The sequence below is a fragment of the Cronobacter condimenti 1330 genome, from assembly GCF_001277255.1.
GTDB lineage: Bacteria > Pseudomonadota > Gammaproteobacteria > Enterobacterales > Enterobacteriaceae > Cronobacter > Cronobacter condimenti.
Genome location: NZ_CP012265.1, coordinates 19,360 through 37,529 on the forward strand (window position 1 = coordinate 19,360; position 18,170 = coordinate 37,529).

General features: G+C 56.6%; 4 protein-coding genes and 2 pseudogenes. 4 read left to right on the top strand and 2 right to left on the bottom strand.

Annotated features, from left to right (window positions below; all coding sequences use genetic code 11):
- Positions 1-11 precede the first annotated feature (11 nt).
- Positions 12-2,207 carry a TonB-dependent siderophore receptor gene (locus tag AFK62_RS20030; protein WP_007669615.1) on the top strand — a complete coding sequence of 732 codons (2,196 nt, stop codon included), beginning with the start codon at positions 12-14 and terminating at the stop codon, positions 2,205-2,207.
- A gap of 496 nt (positions 2,208-2,703) precedes the next feature.
- Here the strand turns inward: AFK62_RS20030 and AFK62_RS20035 are convergent, their stop codons facing one another.
- Positions 2,704-3,672, bottom strand: a complete 969-nt coding sequence (locus tag AFK62_RS20035; protein ID WP_007669617.1) for a ParB family protein — start codon at positions 3,670-3,672, stop codon at positions 2,704-2,706.
- A 7-nt stretch (positions 3,673-3,679) separates the two neighbouring features.
- A complete protein-coding gene (locus AFK62_RS20040; RefSeq protein WP_369834722.1) occupies positions 3,680-4,876 on the bottom strand; it encodes an AAA family ATPase in 1,197 nt (398 codons plus the stop codon).
- 856 nt (positions 4,877-5,732) lie between these two features.
- Here AFK62_RS20040 and AFK62_RS20045 point away from each other — a divergent pair.
- From AFK62_RS20045 to AFK62_RS20055, 3 genes and pseudogenes are all read left to right on the top strand, one after another.
- Positions 5,733-6,746, top strand: a complete 1,014-nt coding sequence (locus AFK62_RS20045; RefSeq protein WP_007669622.1) for a RepB family plasmid replication initiator protein — start codon at positions 5,733-5,735, stop codon at positions 6,744-6,746.
- A 628-nt stretch (positions 6,747-7,374) separates the two neighbouring features.
- Positions 7,375-9,039, top strand: a pseudogene (locus AFK62_RS20050) (ShlB/FhaC/HecB family hemolysin secretion/activation protein).
- 13 nt (positions 9,040-9,052) lie between these two features.
- Positions 9,053-18,140 (top strand): annotated as a pseudogene (locus AFK62_RS20055) (two-partner secretion domain-containing protein); the annotation flags it as partial.
- Positions 18,141-18,170: the final 30 nt, after the last annotated feature.

Genomic DNA, 18,170 nt, shown 5'->3' on the forward strand with positions numbered 1-18,170 from the left:
ATACCATAACAATGAAGCGTCCTTATCTTTGGGTATTGAATCCTTGTTTGCTTGCCATGCTTTCCTCCTCTGCCTGGGGGGCGCCGCAGAAAGAAGAGACGCTGGTGGTTGCCGCCAGCCGTACCGGACACAGTGCTGCGGATATGGCACAGACCACATGGGTTATCGAACAGGCTGAGATTGAACAGCAGGTTCAGGGCGGTAAAGAGTTAAAAGAAGTCCTGGCGCAGCTCATTCCTGGCATGGACGTCAGCAGCCAGGGCCGTACCAATTACGGCATGAATATGCGCGGCCGCTCCATGATGGTGATGGTCGACGGTGTGAGAATGAACTCCTCACGCAGCGACAGCCGCCAGCTGGACTCCATCGATCCGTTTAACATTGAGCGCATCGAAGTGATTTCCGGCGCGACGTCGCTTTACGGCGGCGGCAGTACTGGCGGCTTGATCAATATCGTGACCAAAAAAGGGCAGCCAGAAACGCAGGTAGAATTCCAGACCGGTGCCAAAAGTGGCTTCAACAGTCATAACGATCATGATGAAAATGTGGCGGCCGCTGTCAGCGGCGGTAACGATAATGCGTCTGGTCGTCTCTCGGTTGCGTATCAGCGCTATGGCGGCTGGTATGACGGTAACGGCGATGAAGCCATTATTGATAATACCCAGACCGGTCTGCAGTACTCGGATCGACTGGACGTTATGGGCACCGGCACGCTGAATATTGATGACCACCAGCAGTTGCAACTCACGACGCAATACTACAAGAGTCAGGCCGATGGTAAGCACGGCCTGTTTCTGGGCGAGAATTTCTCGGCTGTTACAGGCAACGGCACTGCTCGTAACAAAGGCAATCTCGATTCCGATCGCCTGCCGGGCACCGAACGTCACCTGATTAACCTTCAGTACTCCAATACTGATGCATGGGGACAGGACCTGGTCGCACAAATTTATTACCGTGATGAAAGCCTCACCTACTATCCGTTCCCGACGCTTAACGGTGATAAAACGCGGGTGACCAGTATTGGCGCCTCGCAGCAGAAAACGGATTTTTGGGGCGGCAAACTGACCGTAAACAGCAAACCGCTCGATGCACTATCACTCACGTATGGCGTTGATGCCGAGCATGAAACCTTTAATGCCAACCAGCAGTTTTTTGATCTGAACAAAGCGGCTGCCAGCGGCGGCATGAAGCTGGACAATGCTTATAACGTAGGGCGCTATCCGGATTACAGCATTACCAACCTGGCGCCGTTCCTGCAGGCAAGTTATGACATTGAGGCGATCACCTTAAGCGGCGGGGTACGTTATCAGTACACCGAAAATAAGGTGGATGACTTTGTGGGTTACACCCAGCAGCAAGGCATTGCTACCGGCAAAGCCACCTCCGCTGATGCGGTGCCGGGCGGTAAAACGGATTATAACAATCTGCTGTTTAACGCAGGTATCCTTGGTCACCTCAGTGAACGCCAGCAGCTCTGGTTTAACTTTTCTCAGGGCTTTGAACTGCCGGATCTCGCCAAATATTACGGTTCCGGCACCTATCGTCTGGAGAATGGGCATTACCGCCTGCTCAAGAGCGTTAACGTCAATGATTCGCGGCTGGATGGCATTAAAGTCGACAGCTATGAACTGGGCTGGCGCTACACAGGCGATAATCTGCGTACGCAACTTGCCGCGTACTATTCGGTTTCTGATAAGACGATCAACATTAACAAGACCGATATGACCATCACCCTGGACGATGACAAACGTCGTATCTATGGTGTTGAAGGCCAGGTGGATTACTTCTTCAGCGACAGCGACTGGAGCACCGGCGCAAACTTTAATGCCATCAAATCGGAAACGCGTGTGGATGGCGACTGGAAAAAGCTTACGGTTGACAGCGCCAGCCCATCAAAGGTCAGCGCATGGGTCAACTGGGCACCGGATAACTGGACGCTGCGCCTGCAGAGCACCCAGACGTTTGATGTATCTGATGATGCCGGTAAAAAAATCGATGGTTACAACACGATGGACTTTATCGGAAGCTATGCGCTTCCGGTCGGAAAAATTGGCTTCAGTGTGGAAAACCTGCTGGATGAGGATTACACCACCGTCTGGGGTCAGCGTGCACCAGGACTCTACAGCCCGACTTATGGCTCGCCGGATCTTTATACCTACAAAGGTCGCGGTCGTACGTTTGGTGTGAATTATTCTGTGCAGTTCTGATACCCGCTCTCACGAAAGAGCCGCCTGAGTGCGGCTCTTTTTTATCTGTGATCCCCACCTTTCGGTTTCTCGCTCGCCGCAGTGGATGCATGTTTATCACACGCTTAACTCGTCGACCTTTTAAACGCCCTGCCGGCCGTACCTGCGTACCGGCAATGCATGTTCAGTAATGGGCCTGCGGAACATGAGCTGTGATACGTCAGGAGGGGATATCTAATGGGTATGGCTGAATTCTGGCGATTTCACCCTGAAACTCGTTTAAATAAATAATAAAAATCAATTACTTAAGTTTAATTTCGGCATGGCGAAATCCGTGAAATTTCAATATGCGTTGTCATCACTCACGTGAAAACATCCACTGTGGTGAGTAAACATTACAGCACAGGGAAGCAGTAAAAATGAATAAGACTGGCGATTTCACCGTGAAATCCCTTCTTAAAAAAGCGTTATTTCAGGGAGTTAATGGTGAAATCGCCTCGGCGAGCACGTAGCTCGCTCAGGAAAGATGTTTCTTCAGAACGCTTTCAATGGCGCTGTCGAGTTCATCCTGGACTTCACGTGACAGGCGGTTGAACTCGTAGCTGAACAGGCGGCCTTTGGTGCGCTTGCGTGCAAAACGATCTTTATCTGAGAAACGCCAGAGCGGGGAGATAACCGCTTTATCTTTCGGGCCCGGTGACGTGAGCAGTTCCCCTTCACGCGCGATGATACGCACGATGCGGTTTTTCACTTCATCTTCCGCCAGATCCGGTTCACTGAGCACGATATCCACTTCGCCAGAAATCGTATTAATGAGCGTTTGCAGCGCAATCTCATTTTTGAGTAATAGCTCTTCGACAGCGCTCAGCGTCTTGTAGTCGCTGAACGTGAGTTCGGATTGCACCGGAAAGAAAGCAAGTAGTTCGGCAGATACTGCGGCGGCCTGCAATGCGCGTGTTACTTTCGCCTGCGACAGCCCTTCCTGCTCGGCAATCTCTTTCTGATTCAATCCCGCCTCTTTCAGTGCCATAAGACGCAGGCCGATTTCACGAATGTTGTGCTCTTTGGCGGTCTGAATATCTTTGGCAAGCTTTCGCGCTTCATCAGTACTCAGCGCCGCTTCCGTCACCAGCACGGTCAGCCCGGTGTGGCAGAGAAGTGCGGCAGCGCGGCGGCGGGAGCCGTCCAGGATCTCAATCCTGTCACCCGCTTTGACGCCAATGGCCGGGAAGAATTGCTGGAATTTCAGCGTACGGGTGATATCACGCAGGGATTCCGGCGTCAGCGCTGACTGATCGCGCCCGTTTGTTTCCTGACGGACAAACGTTTTATTTGCGACATCGGCGGGCGCGACGGTCTCCAGACGGAACGTGGCTTTGCGCCCGGAATTAAGAACAAATACCGACGTGAAGGTTTCAGCGTCCGTGCTTTCCTTAAAAGGCGAATGGGTGAGTGTACGGCCAATGGTGACTCTTTTTGTGCTCATGGTGTTCTCAGCTCATACGAATGAATTCAATGCGATCAAAAACCGCTTTGGCGAAGTCTTCAGCGGCAGCGCGCGCGTTCTTTAACGCTTCGCTGCTGCCGATATAGGTGGCAGGGTTGGCAGAAATGACGGTGTCAAAGGACTCTCCACAGCGCTCAAAGCCGTCCAGACGGGGCAGGGCGACATCCAGCATGTCGCCACCGAAGATCTCTTTAGCGAGGCTGTGACAGAGCTTATGGTCTGCTTTATTAAGCAGCTTCGACATAAAGCCGATATTTTTTTGCAGTCTGACACGACAACCTGACGCTTCAATCAGGGCGATAAGCTCAGGTAGTCGCGTGAGATATTTCAGTGTGGAATGAAAATCTACCTGCGCGGGCGGCACCGGCGTAAACAGCACATCAGAGGCCGCGATGGCATTCATCAGAAAAGCGTCCAGATGTGGGCCGCTGTCAACAAAGATGAAATCGTAATCGCCCGCAATCTTGTCGATGATGTTCTGGCGAAGCACGGCGTAAATGCTCGCTCCTGGCAGATGCTCAGCACAGAGTTCTTCCCAGCGGGAGGCGATAAATGCATCTTCAATGGAGGCGGGCATGACATCCACACCCGGCACAATAGAAGGCACGATAAACTCTTCCAGTAGCTCTTCACGCGACACGTTCTGCAGCATCGCCTGCGCGCTGGTGGTGTCTACCGTACCCACCGCGCGGGTATGGTTCAGGAACATAGTGGCAGAAGACTGCGGATCAAGATCGATAACCAGAATGCGCAGATCTTCGAACAGCAGGTGAGGGTGTACACGCAACGAATGTGCAAGTGAAACGGTGGAGACCGTTTTTGACACACCGCCTTTCAGATTACCCACAAAAATGGTGAACGCTTCATCATGCCGGTCCCGGTATTTGGGCACGCCACGGTGATGATAGAGATCGATAATATTCTGAACGGACATCGCATATTTTGTGGAAGAGCCTGCGGCGCGTTTATCAAATACGTAGCCGTTCGCTTCCATTTCACTGACAGCGTAGTCAACACTTGCGCGAGTGAGACGCGGAAGCTTGGCCAGTGCGGCTTTGGCATAGACCTGATAAAAGGTATTTTCCTGAAGTTCATCTTTCTGATGCTGGATCTGCTCGGTCAGGCCGAGAAGCATTCTTTCTGAACGTTCGGCAACTTTCGTCAACTGCTGCTCATTATCCATCATAAAACTCACTGTATGCAGGATTTATTAATTTCAACGAAAATACAGCATAAAAGCCAGTCGGTAAACATAAAAGTTGTGTTAGTGTGCGTTGAAGCAACTTACTGATACTACAGATATCACAGTGAAAGATCGCAGCGCTCACCGCAAAAACGGACAGCCTTTTGTCCGTTTGAGGAAGCGCAAAAGAGCGAAGGCGACATGAGGAGAGGGATGCGTTGTGTTACGGTTTGGGGTGTTATCCACAGGGCAGATCAAAGCAGTCGATCCCAAGAAGATCCCCTATGAGATCCTTAAAGATCCCTTTCCCGGATTCCTCATGCAGATCAATCCGTTACAGCACATTTTAACCACTATGGTGAGTAGATCATCCACTGAAGCGAGCCCGTTATCCACTGTAGCGAGTATGACATCGGCTGAAGAGAGTGGTCACTATCCACTATAGCGAGTGGCCAGCCATTTTTGTTCAGGCCCCTCTTTGGCCCATAACTCACTGTTTTTAAATGGATACCATGTTGGTTTGCGTAAATTGTTCAGGCGCACTCACGGGCTTATTCACAGCAGGTAATGCATTCACAGGTCTGATAGATGGATAGGCAATCAGAACCTGAGGCATACATACTGCCTGAGAATATCCACTGTAATGAGCAAACAGGCGGATCCGCATGCTTTTTTTCGGACAATAACCACTGAAGCGAGTAAATAACCACTGTAGCGAGTAAACATCCACTGTGGTGAGCAATCACCGTATATTACCATGTGACATATCCACTATGGTGAGTGATACTCTCACTGGCGAAGATAATAACCACTATGGTGAGTTAGCACCGGTATACAGGACAGGAGGCCCCCGCAAGTGGCTGATGAAGAGAGCATTAATATTAATGACGCTTTCAGTGAGCTGGATCGCAAAACCGGCGAGGTTGTCACGCTGGTCCCTAACCGTAATAACACGGTGCAGCCGGTTGCGCTGATGCGCCTTGGTCTGTTTGTACCGACGCTTAAATCCACGGCCCGTGGGCGTAAAGGGCAGATGTCTTCGATGGATGTGACGGAAGAACTGAAGCAACTGTCGCTGGTGAAATCCGAAGGATATGAAAATATCAAAATCACCGGCGCGCGTCTGGATATGGATAACGACTTTAAGACGTGGGTCGGTATTATTCACGCCTTCGCCAAATATAACGTTCTTGGCGACAGCGTGACGCTCCCTTTTGTGGAGTTTGTAAAACTCTGCGGCATCCCATCAGCCCGCTCTTCCGCCAAACTGCGTAAACGCCTTGATGCCTCGCTGACACGCATCGCCACCAATACCATCTCCTTCAGTAATAAAGAAGGTGAGTACTACGTCACGCACCTCGTGCAGTCAGCTAAATACAGCGCCAAAAAGGATGAGGTGACGCTACAGGCCGATCCTAAAATCTTTGAGCTCTACCAGTTCGACAAGAAAGTGCTGTTGCAGTTGCGCGCCATTAATGAGCTGTCGCGTAAGGAATCGGCGCAGGCGCTCTATACCTTTATAGAAAGCCTGCCGCCTAACCCGGCACCGGTCTCGCTTGCCCGTCTGCGGGCCCGTCTGAATCTGACGTCACGCACAATTACGCAGAACTCCACGGTGCGTAAGGCGATGGAGCAGCTCAAAGAGATTGGGTATCTCGATTACACCGAAATCAAACGCGGCCGCGTGGTCTATTTTCATATCCACTACAGAAGGCCAAAGCTTCGTCCGCAGAGTCTTCCTGGTGCGCTGCCCTCCGGAGAAGATTTGCCCGTTGAAAATACCGTTGCTCCTGAAGAGCAGGGTGAGATGGTGATGTTGACCAAAGAAGAACTGGCGCTGCTGGAGAAAATCCGCAAAGGCCAGATCTGAATCATCCACTGTAGCGAGTGAAGCACCGGCCGGTTAGAGGTGACTCCTCGCTGCAGTGGATACTGCTCTCCACAGTGGTTATTGCTCTCTATAGTGGTTATAGGCACTTATCCGGCTCACTACAGTGGATACCGCTTCCGCGCCAGATATATTCTCCACCCGGTATAACAACTCTGGCGATTTCATCGTGAAATCCCGACGGTGAGTCTATGGAATACAGTGAGTTAAGCGAGAAATCGTCTGGCGAGCCGTTAAAAACCTTTTCGTTTTCTCTGCGCAGGTCATCTGACTGACTTTTCATCTTCTTCGTCGCTCTTCATTGCAACGCACTTCAGCAGCGCCTCGCTATACGATCCTTCTCCTGAGCTATCAGCGGCCGCATTAAACGTTCATTTCAGGATTATTCATGTTGTTAACACCAATCAACCTTATTTTATTCCGCCTGCTGATTCCGGTTTCTCTCAGGGCTTGAGCTTATTTTTCCTTTATTCAAATTTCCGGGTTTCCCTGAAAGAATATATCTTTGTGAAGAAATGTAATTAACTATTACTATAGGAAAAACCTTAAAACGATTCGTGAAATAACGTCCTTTTATTTCGCTATCTCCTTAATTTTACAGGTCAAACGGATGACTGCTCGCGTATATTACGGACTATTACTGGCGCTAATGTTTCCTTCCGCTTTTGCCGCACCGCTTTCGCCAGCCGATCGTGATGCGATTCGCCAGCAGCAGGAACAACGACTTTTACAGGACCAGCAGCAGCGCGACGAATTACAGCGCAGCACGCCCTTACCGCACGCTGAAGCGCCGGTTTTACCCGCACCGTCATCCGGACCGTGTTTTACTATCCACACCATTACTTATTCCGGTGCGACGATGCTAAATGCTCGCGCGCAGGCAATATTATCTCGCCCGTGGCTTAATTAGTGCCTGGATATGCCGCGCATTACGCAGCTCGTTAACAGCGTATCGGACTGGTATCTCAGCCGTGGTTATATCACCAGCCGAGCGTTTCTGACCGAGCAGGATCTCTCCCGGGGCGAATTACGGATCGTGGTACTCGAAGGGCGGCTGCGTCAGATCCGCCTCGAAGGCGAAACGCCCCGTATGCTGGCAATGGCGTTTCCGGGACTCGAAGGCAAAATTCTTAACCTGCGCGATATCGAGCAGGGCATGGAGCAGATCAACCGCCTGCGCGCCACGCCGGTGCAGATAGACATTCTGCCGGACAGCACGCCCGGCTGGTCAGTCGTTAACCTGACCGCCACGCCGGAGTTCCCGCTGCGCGCCACGGTCAGCTTTGATAACAGCGGCCAGAAGAGCACCGGCACCGGACAACTCAATGGCTCACTCACGGCCAGTAATGTGCTTGGCCTTGCGGACCAGTGGTTCGTCAGCGGTGGGCGCAGCAGCGATTTCGCCACCGCCTATAACGCCCGCAGTCTGCAGGCGGGCGTCAGCATTCCGTGGGGCTACAGCCTGCTCGATTACAGCTACAGCTGGAGCGACTACCGCTCAACGATTATCAATCAGGGCTTCACCTGGATCTCCACCGGCGACAGCGAAACGCACCGCCTCAATCTGTCCCGCGTCGTGTTCCGCAACGGAGATATCAAAACCGCGCTCACAGCGGGCGTGACCCGGCGTGAAAGCCGCAACTGGCTTAATGATGCTCTGCTCGCCAGCAGCAGCCGCAAACTCTCCAGTCTGACGCTCGGCGTCAATCATACCCAGAAAACCGGCGGCGGCGTCGCGACCTTCAACCCGGCATTCAGCCGCGGCATGCCGTGGTTTGACAGCGAAACCGATGAAGGCAAAACCGGCGATGCTCCCAAAGCGCAGTTTCGTAAATGGAGTCTCAGCCTCAGCTGGCAGCGTCCGTTCGGTCAGGATCTCTGGTGGCTGTCGAGCGCCTACGGCCAGTGGTCGCCCGATCGTCTCTACGGTGCTGAACGCCTGACGCTCGGCGGTGAAAGTTCCGTACGCGGCTTTAAAGAACAGTACCTCTCCGGCGACAACGGCGGCTACTGGCGTAATGAGCTCAACTACACGCTCGTGACGCTGCCGGTGCTGGGCCAGGTCAGCGCCACCGCTGCGCTCGATGGCGGCTGGCTCGCGAAGGACAAGCTCGACCGTTATGCCAGCGGCACGCTGTGGGGCGCCGCCGCCGGGCTTGGCAGTGCGGGGCGCTGGTTTTCAAGCCAGCTGACCGTCGGCACGCCGTTACAGTACCCGGACTGGCTGGGGCCGGACCATTTCACCGTTAACTATCGCATCGCATTCACGCTTTAAGAGGCTTCAGGTCATGGATACCCGTCAACCGCCCGTGCGTTTTTCCGCTCGTCTGTTGAGCTACCTCATCATCTCCCTGCTGGTCTGGCAGCCGGTAGCGCCTGCCTTTGCGGCAGCCATGACGCCAACAGGCCCCACCAGCATGGATAAAGCGGCGAACGGCGTGCCGGTTGTGAATATTGCGAAACCCAACGCGGCGGGAATATCCCATAACCAGTTTAAAGATTATAACGTCGGCAAAGAGGGTGTGATCCTCAACAACGCCACCGGTCAGCTTAACCAGACGCAGCTTGGCGGGCTTATCCAGAACAACCCGAACCTCAAAGCGGGCCAGGAAGCGCGCGGCATTATCAACGAAGTGACGGGCGGCAGCCGCTCCCAGCTCAACGGCTATACCGAAGTGGCGGGTAAAGCTGCGAATGTGATGGTGGCGAACCCGTATGGCATCACCTGTAACGGCTGCGGTTTTATCAATACACCGAACGTGACGCTTACCACCGGTAAACCAACCTTCGACGCCGCGGGCAATATGGCGTCGCTGGACGTCACTCGTGGCACTATCACCGTTGAAGGTAAAGGGCTTGACGCCAGCCAGAGCGACGCGCTGTCGATTATCTCCCGCGCGACAGAAGTGAATGCGGCAATCCACGCGCGCGATCTGAATGTCACGGTCGGTGCGAACCGTGTCGGCGCAAACGGCAGCCGTACGGCCATCGCCGGTGAAGGGGCGGTGCCTGTGGTGGCGGTCGATACCGGCGCGCTCGGCGGCATGTACGCTAACCGTATCCGGCTCGTCTCCGGTGACAAAGGCGTCGGGGTCAACCTGGGCAATCTGAACGCCCGCCAGGGCGACATCACACTCGACGCCAGCGGCAGGCTTGCCGTTAAAAACAGCCTTGCGAGCGGTACGCTGACGGCGAAAGGCGACAACGTCACGCTCAGCGGCGAGCATAAAACTGGCGGCGCGCTCGCGGTCAGCAGCCGCGGCGATGTGGCGCTCCGTGATGCATCGCTTGCGAGCGACGGCGCAATAACCCTTGCCGCCGATGGCACGCTCTCCTCAGCCGCCAGCACGCTCACCAGCGGTCAGGGCCAGACGCTGACGGGCAGCACCGTCACGCTCGACAGCGCGAGCCGTCTGGATGCGAAAAAAGACGTCTCGCTCGGCGGCGGTGCGCTGACAAGTCAGGCGCAGATAAGCGCAGGCGGCAACGCGAAAGTCACCGGCGACAGCTTCACCCAGGGTGGGCAGCTTGCGGCGCAGGGGCGTCTTGATACGAAAATCACCCGCCTGACGAACCGCGGCACGCTACAGGGGAATGGCGTCAGTCTTGAAGGCGAGGCCATCAGTAACAGTGGCACCGTACAAAGCGGCGCGGGCCTGTCACTGACTAGCAGAACCCTCGAACAAGACGGCACGCTGGGCGCGCGCGGCGAAGCTGTGTTAACCACCAGCGAGAGCCTGCGTAACGGTGCCAGCGGGAAAATCCTCGTCGATGGTACGCTTGGTGTTAATACTGCCACGCTGGAGCAGAACGGCACGCTTTCCGGTACGAATGGCGTCACGGCCCGCACGCAGCGCACCACGTCAGGTAAGGGAGCGCTTACCAGCAGCCAGGGCGATATACACCTGAGCGCCACGGAAAATGCCAGTCTTAACGGTCAGACACTCGCGGCAGGCCATCTGACGCTTGACGGTGACGCCGTCACGACCGGGGCAGGCGCACAGCTGCAAAGCGGCGGTGATCTCATCATCACCGCACGTGATGCCACACTCAACGGCACCCAGGCGGCGAAAGGCACGCTCAGTGTCGCCGGGCTGCGCATCAGCCATGGCGGCAAATCGGACGCCGCCGTCACCCACGTTACCGCAGACGAAAGTCTTACCAACAGCGGCACAATGCTGGGCGACGCGCTGACGCTGCGCAGTAAACAGATAACCAACAGTGGGCTGTTGCAGGGCGATCGCGCGCTCAACCTTTCTACCGACCGCTTCGACAATCTCAACGACGGCACACTCTACAGTGTGGCCAGCCTCAGTCTGGATATTCCGGCGTTGACCAACCAGGGGCTTATCACCACCGACGGTGACCTGACGCTGCAGGGTACGTCGCTTATCAACAGCGGCGAAATCAACGGCGTGAATGTGCAGGGGCATCTCGACGCGCTTGATAACCGTGGCCGGCTGCTGGCGGATAACGCGATGGCGCTTGATGCGGCAACGCTTACTAACACGGGTACGCTGGCAGCTGACCGTCTCACGCTCACAGCGGATAATCTGCAAAACAGTGGATTAGCGCAGGGCGAACATGCGCTAAACGTCACCGCCCGCGAGACCGACAACCAGGGCGCGCTGCGCACCGGCGGCACGCTCGATTTACAGGGCGACTCGCTCACTAACGGCGGCGAACTCAGCGCCACGGCGCTGCTGCTCACGCTTGCAAAAGGCGCTGACAACAACGGCAACATGATAGCGACCGACGCGCTGCGCCTCACGGCGCCTGCGCTTACCAACAGCGGCACGCTGGCGGGTGCCACACTCGACTTTAACAGCGATAACATCACCAACCGCGGTACGCTGCAGGCAACCACAGGCTTAAGTGCGAAGGGCGCGCAGTTTAACAACCAGCAGGGCGGGGTGGTGCTCACGGGCGGCGTGCTGACGCTCGTGAGCGACACGCTCAACAACGCCGGGCTGTTGCAGGGCGACGCGCTCGCACTCACCGCGCGCGACTGGCGCAACGACGGTAACGCGCTCGGGCAAAACGGGGTGACGGCAAACATCGCCGGTACGCTGACTAACCAGGGCCACGTATTAAGCCAGCAGGCGATGACGGTAAACGCGGGTCACGCCGACAACGGCGGCGCGCTGATGGCGAAAGTGCTGGCGCTGCATGGCGACCTGCAAAACAGCGGTCTGGTTCAGGGCAGCGACGCGCTGACCTGGGACGGTGCATCGTTCACTAACGCCGCAGACGGCCAGCTTACCGGCGGCAATACGCTTGCGCTCAACGGTACGACGCTCGCCAACCAGGGCCAGATGCAGGCGCGCGCCGTCACGGTGACCGGCGATACCCTGCGTAACGGCGGCACGCTGCAGGCGACCGACAGCCTGACCGCGACCCTCGGCCAGCAGCTGGATAACCAGGGCAAACTGCTGAGCCAGAACCAGGCCCGCGTAAGCGCCGCGACGCTTGTCAATGACGGCGCGCTGGCGGCCCGCGCGCTCGATATTCAGGCACCGGACGTCACCAACCGCGGCACGCTGGCGGGCAACGACAGCCTCACCTTCACCACGCGCAATCTGTATAACGGCACGGGTGGCCAGATTGCCACCGGCGGCGGCCTTACGCTTGACTTCGACCGTCTTGAGAACCAGGGCCTGCTGTCGGTAAGTGACGGGCTGATCGTGACCGGCAATAGCCTGAACAACGGCGGTGAGATCAACGCCGGGGCGCTGGATCTCACCCTCAACGGCGCGCTGGACAACAGCGGACGGCTGATTGCCGACGGGCGCGCGCAGTTGACGGCGGGCACGCTTACCAACAGCGGCTCGCTGGCGGGCGAAGACGTCACGCTTGGCGCGGCGTCTATTCGCAACGGCGGGCTGATTCAGGGCGCGCACAGCGCCGGTGCCACGGCGCAGACGCTCACGAACGACGCCAGCGGCACCTGGCTTTCAGGCGGCGCGCTGACGCTTCGCGGCGCTGACCTCATCAACGCCGGACAGATGCAGGGCGACACGCTCATGCTTACTGGCAACAGCCTCGATAACCGCGGCGTGATGAACGGCATTCAGGGGCTTACGGGCACCGTTCAGAGCGCGCTCACCAATGACGGGCAGATAGTCAGCCGTGGCGACGCGACGCTCACGGCGGGCAGCCTCACCGGTAGCGGTCGTCTGGCAGCGGATAACCTCACGCTGCGGGCCGATACGCTCACCAATAACGGGCTGTGGCAGGGCACCACGGCGCTGAACGCCACGGGCGATACCATCACCACCGGCGCGAACGCCCGCACGCTCAGCGGCGGAGCGCTGACGCTCGATGCCGGTACGCTCACCACCGGCGGCACGCTGCAGGGCCAGCAGGTCACGGTAGATGCCGACACCTGGATGCACGGCGGCACGTTAATCAGTCTCGGCGGGCTGGGCGCGCAGACGCAAGGTACGCTGACCAACAACGGCTCGCTGTTAAGCCAGGGCGCGGCGACTGTAACGGCGGGCGAGTTTGCCAACAATGGCGACCTGCTGAGCCAGGGGGCGCTGACGCTCGACGGGCAGCGTCTGACCAACCGTGGCGCGCTGCAGGGCGACACCCTGACCGCGTACCAGAACCAGATCAACAACCAGGGCAGCATGACCGGCGCGCAGGGTCTGACGCTCACCGCCCGGCCACAGCCGCGGATGGCGCGGATGCTGATGGCCGCACCGGCGCGTGAGCTTGTCAACGGTGCGAACGGCGCGCTGCTCACCGGCGGCACGCTGCGTGTCGATTCCGGCGCGGTGACCAACGCCGGACGCTGGCAGGGGCAACAGATTCTGCTGAACGCGCAGCGCCTCGATCACAGCGGCGCTATCCAGAGCGCCGACGGTCTGAACATCACGCTTTCCGGCGATCTTAACAGCCTGTCGGGCAGTAAAATCACGGCGCTCGGCGCGGCGGCGCTGGACGCCCTCGCCATGACCAACCAGGGCGAATGGACGGCGAAAAGCCTGACGCTCACCGGCGACAGCCTGCGCAATGAAGGCGCTATCACCGGCGTCAACGGCCTGACGGCGACCATCGGTAATGACGTCACCCAGACCAGCAACGGCAAACTGTTAACCGGCGGCGCGCTGACGCTGAACGCAGGCGCGGTAAACAACCAGGGCGCAATGCAGGGCGACACGCTTGGCATCACCACCGGCGGGCTCACCAACAGCGGCCGGTTGCAGGGCGATAACGGCGCGACGCTCATTGCGCGCGGCGCGTTCACCAATAACGCGGGCGGGCAGGTTATCAGCCGCCAGGCTCTCGCCGTGACCACGCCGGTGCTGGTGAACGACGGGCTGATACAGGGCGGCGGCACTACGCGTGTGGACGTCACCACCTCCGCGCGTAACGACGGCAAACTGCTTTCCGGCGGCCAGCTGACGCTCACCACGCCACAGTTCACCGGCGCGGGCTGGCTGCAGGCAACGACGCTCATCCTGAGCGCCGCGAATGCCACCAACAGCGGCACCTGGCTTGCGGATCAGGGGACTCTCACCGGCAATACTTTCATGAACCAGGGCACCACGCAGGGCGGGGCGCTGACGGTCAACTACGCAACGCTTAACAACAATGGCACGCTGCTCGGGAATAACCAACTGACGGTCAATGCAAATCAGGTGAACCAGCAGGCGGCGGGCAAGCTCTTCTCCGGCGGCGATGTGTTGATTGGCAGCGCGGGCCTCGACGCGGCGGGCCAGCTGGTGGCGCTCGGCAACCTGACCCTTACGCTCACTAACGCGTTTACCAATACCAACGCGCTGGCGGCAGGGAAAACCCTCACCGTCACCAGCAATGGCGCTATCGACAACCGCGGCGTGCTGCAGGGCCAGGCGGTGAACGTCAGCGCGGGCGGCGCGCTTACCAATAACGGACAAATCACGACCGGCAGCGGCGCGAGCACGCTCAGCGGCAGCAGCGTGGCGCTGAACAGCGCAGGCTCGTTACAGGGCGGCGGCGATGTCGCTATTGCGAGCCGCGGAAACATCACCGTGGACGGCTTTACCGGCACCCGTGGGAGCCTGACGCTCACCGCGCCGGGCAGCATCATCAATACCGCGCTGCTTTACGCGGTCAATAATCTCGCGCTTTATGCCAACAGCATCACCAACCAGCGCGGTGATATTCTCGCGGGCAATAGCCTGTGGATGCAGAAAGACGCGGCGGGCAATGCGAATGCGGAAGTGGTAAATACCTCCGGTAATATTGAGACGCAGAACGGCGATATTACGATAAAGACCGGGCATTTATTGAATCAGAGGGATGGGCTGAGTGTAAAAGAATCAACAAATACAGGCTCTTCAGTTGATGGCGTTGGGGATTCAATTTTATCACTTTATTATAAAACACTGCCTGCTAATACATATGGATATATAACCTTCGATACAGAAAAAGAGGTAGGGATATGTGGAGGCTCTAACGGAGGTTGTTATACAAAGAAAATCACTAATTATACATATGTTCCTTTCGTCGAATACAGGACAAAAAAATTCTCAATCAAAGAATCAATTGTTGATGTCGAAAGTAAGGGCGGAGCATCAAGAATCCTGTCTGGAAGGGATGTTGATATATCGGGTAATAGTATTGAAAACCTGGCAAGTAATATTTTGGCTTCGAAGGATATTAAGTTAAAGGGTGGCGAGCTTAACAATAAAAGCTGGCAGTCAGGTAAAACCTCTGAATATCTTATTTATGAGCATAATCTTGCAGGAAATACGAATGTCGTTGTAAATAAAATCCCGGACAGCGGTCTTTCTGTCCAAAGCGATAACTTTACACAGGTTAATAAAGATATAACCTTTAAGCTCGTCGGTAAAACAACAGAAACGGAAAACGGCGAACTCTACCGCGCCGTTATTCAAGCCGGTGGTAACGTCACCGCGAATTTTGCCGATAATATCAGTAACACCAGCACCACTGCGAACGCAGGGAGAACCAGCAACACCATTACCGCGCCGTCCCTGAATACTCTGAGCCATCAAAGTATTGGCGGTAGCGTGCAAAAACAGGCGCTGGCAGGCGGTGCGGCAGTCGCCGTCAACTCGCCGGAGTGGAAAGATCAGCTCCAGGGTGCGCTGCAACAGATTAACGGCGGCGGCGCGCTGGAAAACGGCGCGGGCGGCACTTCGCTTGCGAATATTTCCACCAGCAAAGCGGGCAAGGCGAACCTCGGCAGCGTGGGTGGCCTGGCGAATGCGGGCGTCACGGCGGCGAGCGCGGGCAATATCGCAGGCGGCGCGCTGGCGAGCTACCAGAGCAAACCCGTTGATACCAGCGCGTATCCGTTGCCTTCGGGCAATAACGGCTTTTTTGTGGTCTCCGATAACCCGAAAAGCCCGTACCTGATCAACGTCAACCCGAAACTGGACGGCCTGGGCGAGCTCGATCCGGCGCTGTTCGGCGATCTCAATAAACTGCTGGGCGTCCAGCCTGGCGCCGCGCCGCGTGAAACGCGCGCGAGCTTCACTAATGAAAAACAGTTCCTCGGCTCGTCTTATATGCTCGGGCGGCTCAACCTCAACCCGGACTATGACTACCGCTTCCTCGGCGACGCCGCGTTCGACACCCGTTACGTCAGCAATACGCTGCTGAACCAGACCGGCAACCGCTATCTCAATGGCGTCGGCTCCGATCTCCAGCAGATGCAGTACCTGATGGACAGCGCCGCCGCGCAGTAAAAAATCCCTCGGCCTGCAGTTTGGCGTGGCACTGACGCGCGATCAAATCGCCTCGCTCGATAAAAGCATTCTCTGGTGGGAAACCGCCACGGTGAATGGCGAGACGGTGATGATCCCGAAACTCTATCTCTCGCCGAAAGACGTGACGGTTAACAACGGCAGCGTGATCGCAGGCACTAACGTCAGCCTGAAAGGCGGCGACATCACCAACAGCGGCAGTACGCTGCTGGCCAGACAAGATTTAAAACTCGACAGCCAGAACAGCATCAGCAACCTCAATGACGGCCTGATGAAAGCCGGCGGCGGCCTGAGCCTGAGCGCCATTGGCGACATCAATAACATCAGCTCGGCCATCAGCGGGAAAACCGTGGCGCTGGAGAGCACCGACGGCAGCATTAACAACATCACGCTGGCAGAGCAAACCAGCATCGACGCGCGCGGTAAGTACGGCAGCGTCATGCTGAAAGACACCACGCTCGGCAGCACGACCACCATCAGCGCGCAAGACAGTCTGGCCTTACAGGCCGGTAATAACATCACGCTCACCGGCGCGAACCTGACCTCTGGCGGCGATCTGCTGATGAACGCCTGGGGCGACATTGCTGTGAACGCCAACCAGGTTAACGACGCTTACGGGCAGTCTGGCTTCTGGAATAAAACTAACACCAGCCGTTCTTCGGTAACCTACCAGGGCAGCACCATCAGCGCAGGCGGCAATCTCGGCATTAAAGCCGGTGACAACCTGAGCGTGGCGGCCAGCGATACCAAGGCAGGCGGCAGCGCAGCACTCGCCGCAGGTGGAGATCTCATTCTCGACGCGCTGCACACCAGCAAAAACAGCCGCAACGGGAAAAGCGAAACGCACAGTACCGGGCTCGATCGCACCTCTGTTTCCGCTGGCGATAACCTGACGCTGAGCGCGGGTCGGGACATCAACGCCCGTGCGGCGGCTCTGGCGGCGGAAGATAATCTCGGTATTCAGGCTGGCCGCGATGTCAACCTGGAGGCCGAGGCTACCACCGCAGGCAATAGCTATCGCTCGAAGAAGAAAACCACCATTAACGAGTCCGTACGTCAGCAGGGCACGGAGCTGGCGAGCGGCGGTAACACGGTCATTGTCGCCGGGCGTGACGTAAATACTGAAGCGACCCAGGTACTGGCGAAAAAAGACATTGGTATTGCCGCGCAGAACGATATTAATTTGCTGACGGCGACTGAAAGCAATTACAGCTTTAAAGAGAAAATAACCACCAAAAAAGGTTTCCTGAGCAAAAAGACCACGCGCACCGTTGAAGAGCATAGCTCGACTGATGAAGCCGCTACGTTACTTAGTGGAGATAACGTAGCGTTGAAAGCAGGTAACGATCTCCTTGTGAGGGGGTCGGCAGTGACGGCCAGCGGTGATGTAGCGCTAAAAGCTAATGGTGACGTTACTGTTGAAGCTGCGACTGAAAAAGCCAGCGACTACAGCATGAAGAAAACGACAAAGAGCGGCGTTTTCGGTGGCGGTATGGGGATCACTATTGGCTCTCAGTCTGCGAAAGAAACCCGTAAAGGGGCAAAATTAACGCAAAGTGATTCTCGCAGTGTCATAGGTACTACCGCAGGTAATGTCATTATCGAAGCGGGAGATAAGGCGAAACTGGTCGCGACCAATATGGTTGCCGGACGAGAAACAGCCGATACGACCCGTAAAACAGGC

Coding starts and splice junctions, on each gene's coding strand:
- AFK62_RS20040 (WP_369834722.1), bottom strand. CDS start 4,876: ATGGATAATGAGCAGCAGTTGACGAAAGTTGCCGAACGTTCAGAAAGA.
- AFK62_RS20030 (WP_007669615.1), top strand. CDS start 12: ATGAAGCGTCCTTATCTTTGGGTATTGAATCCTTGTTTGCTTGCCATG.
- AFK62_RS20035 (WP_007669617.1), bottom strand. CDS start 3,672: ATGAGCACAAAAAGAGTCACCATTGGCCGTACACTCACCCATTCGCCT.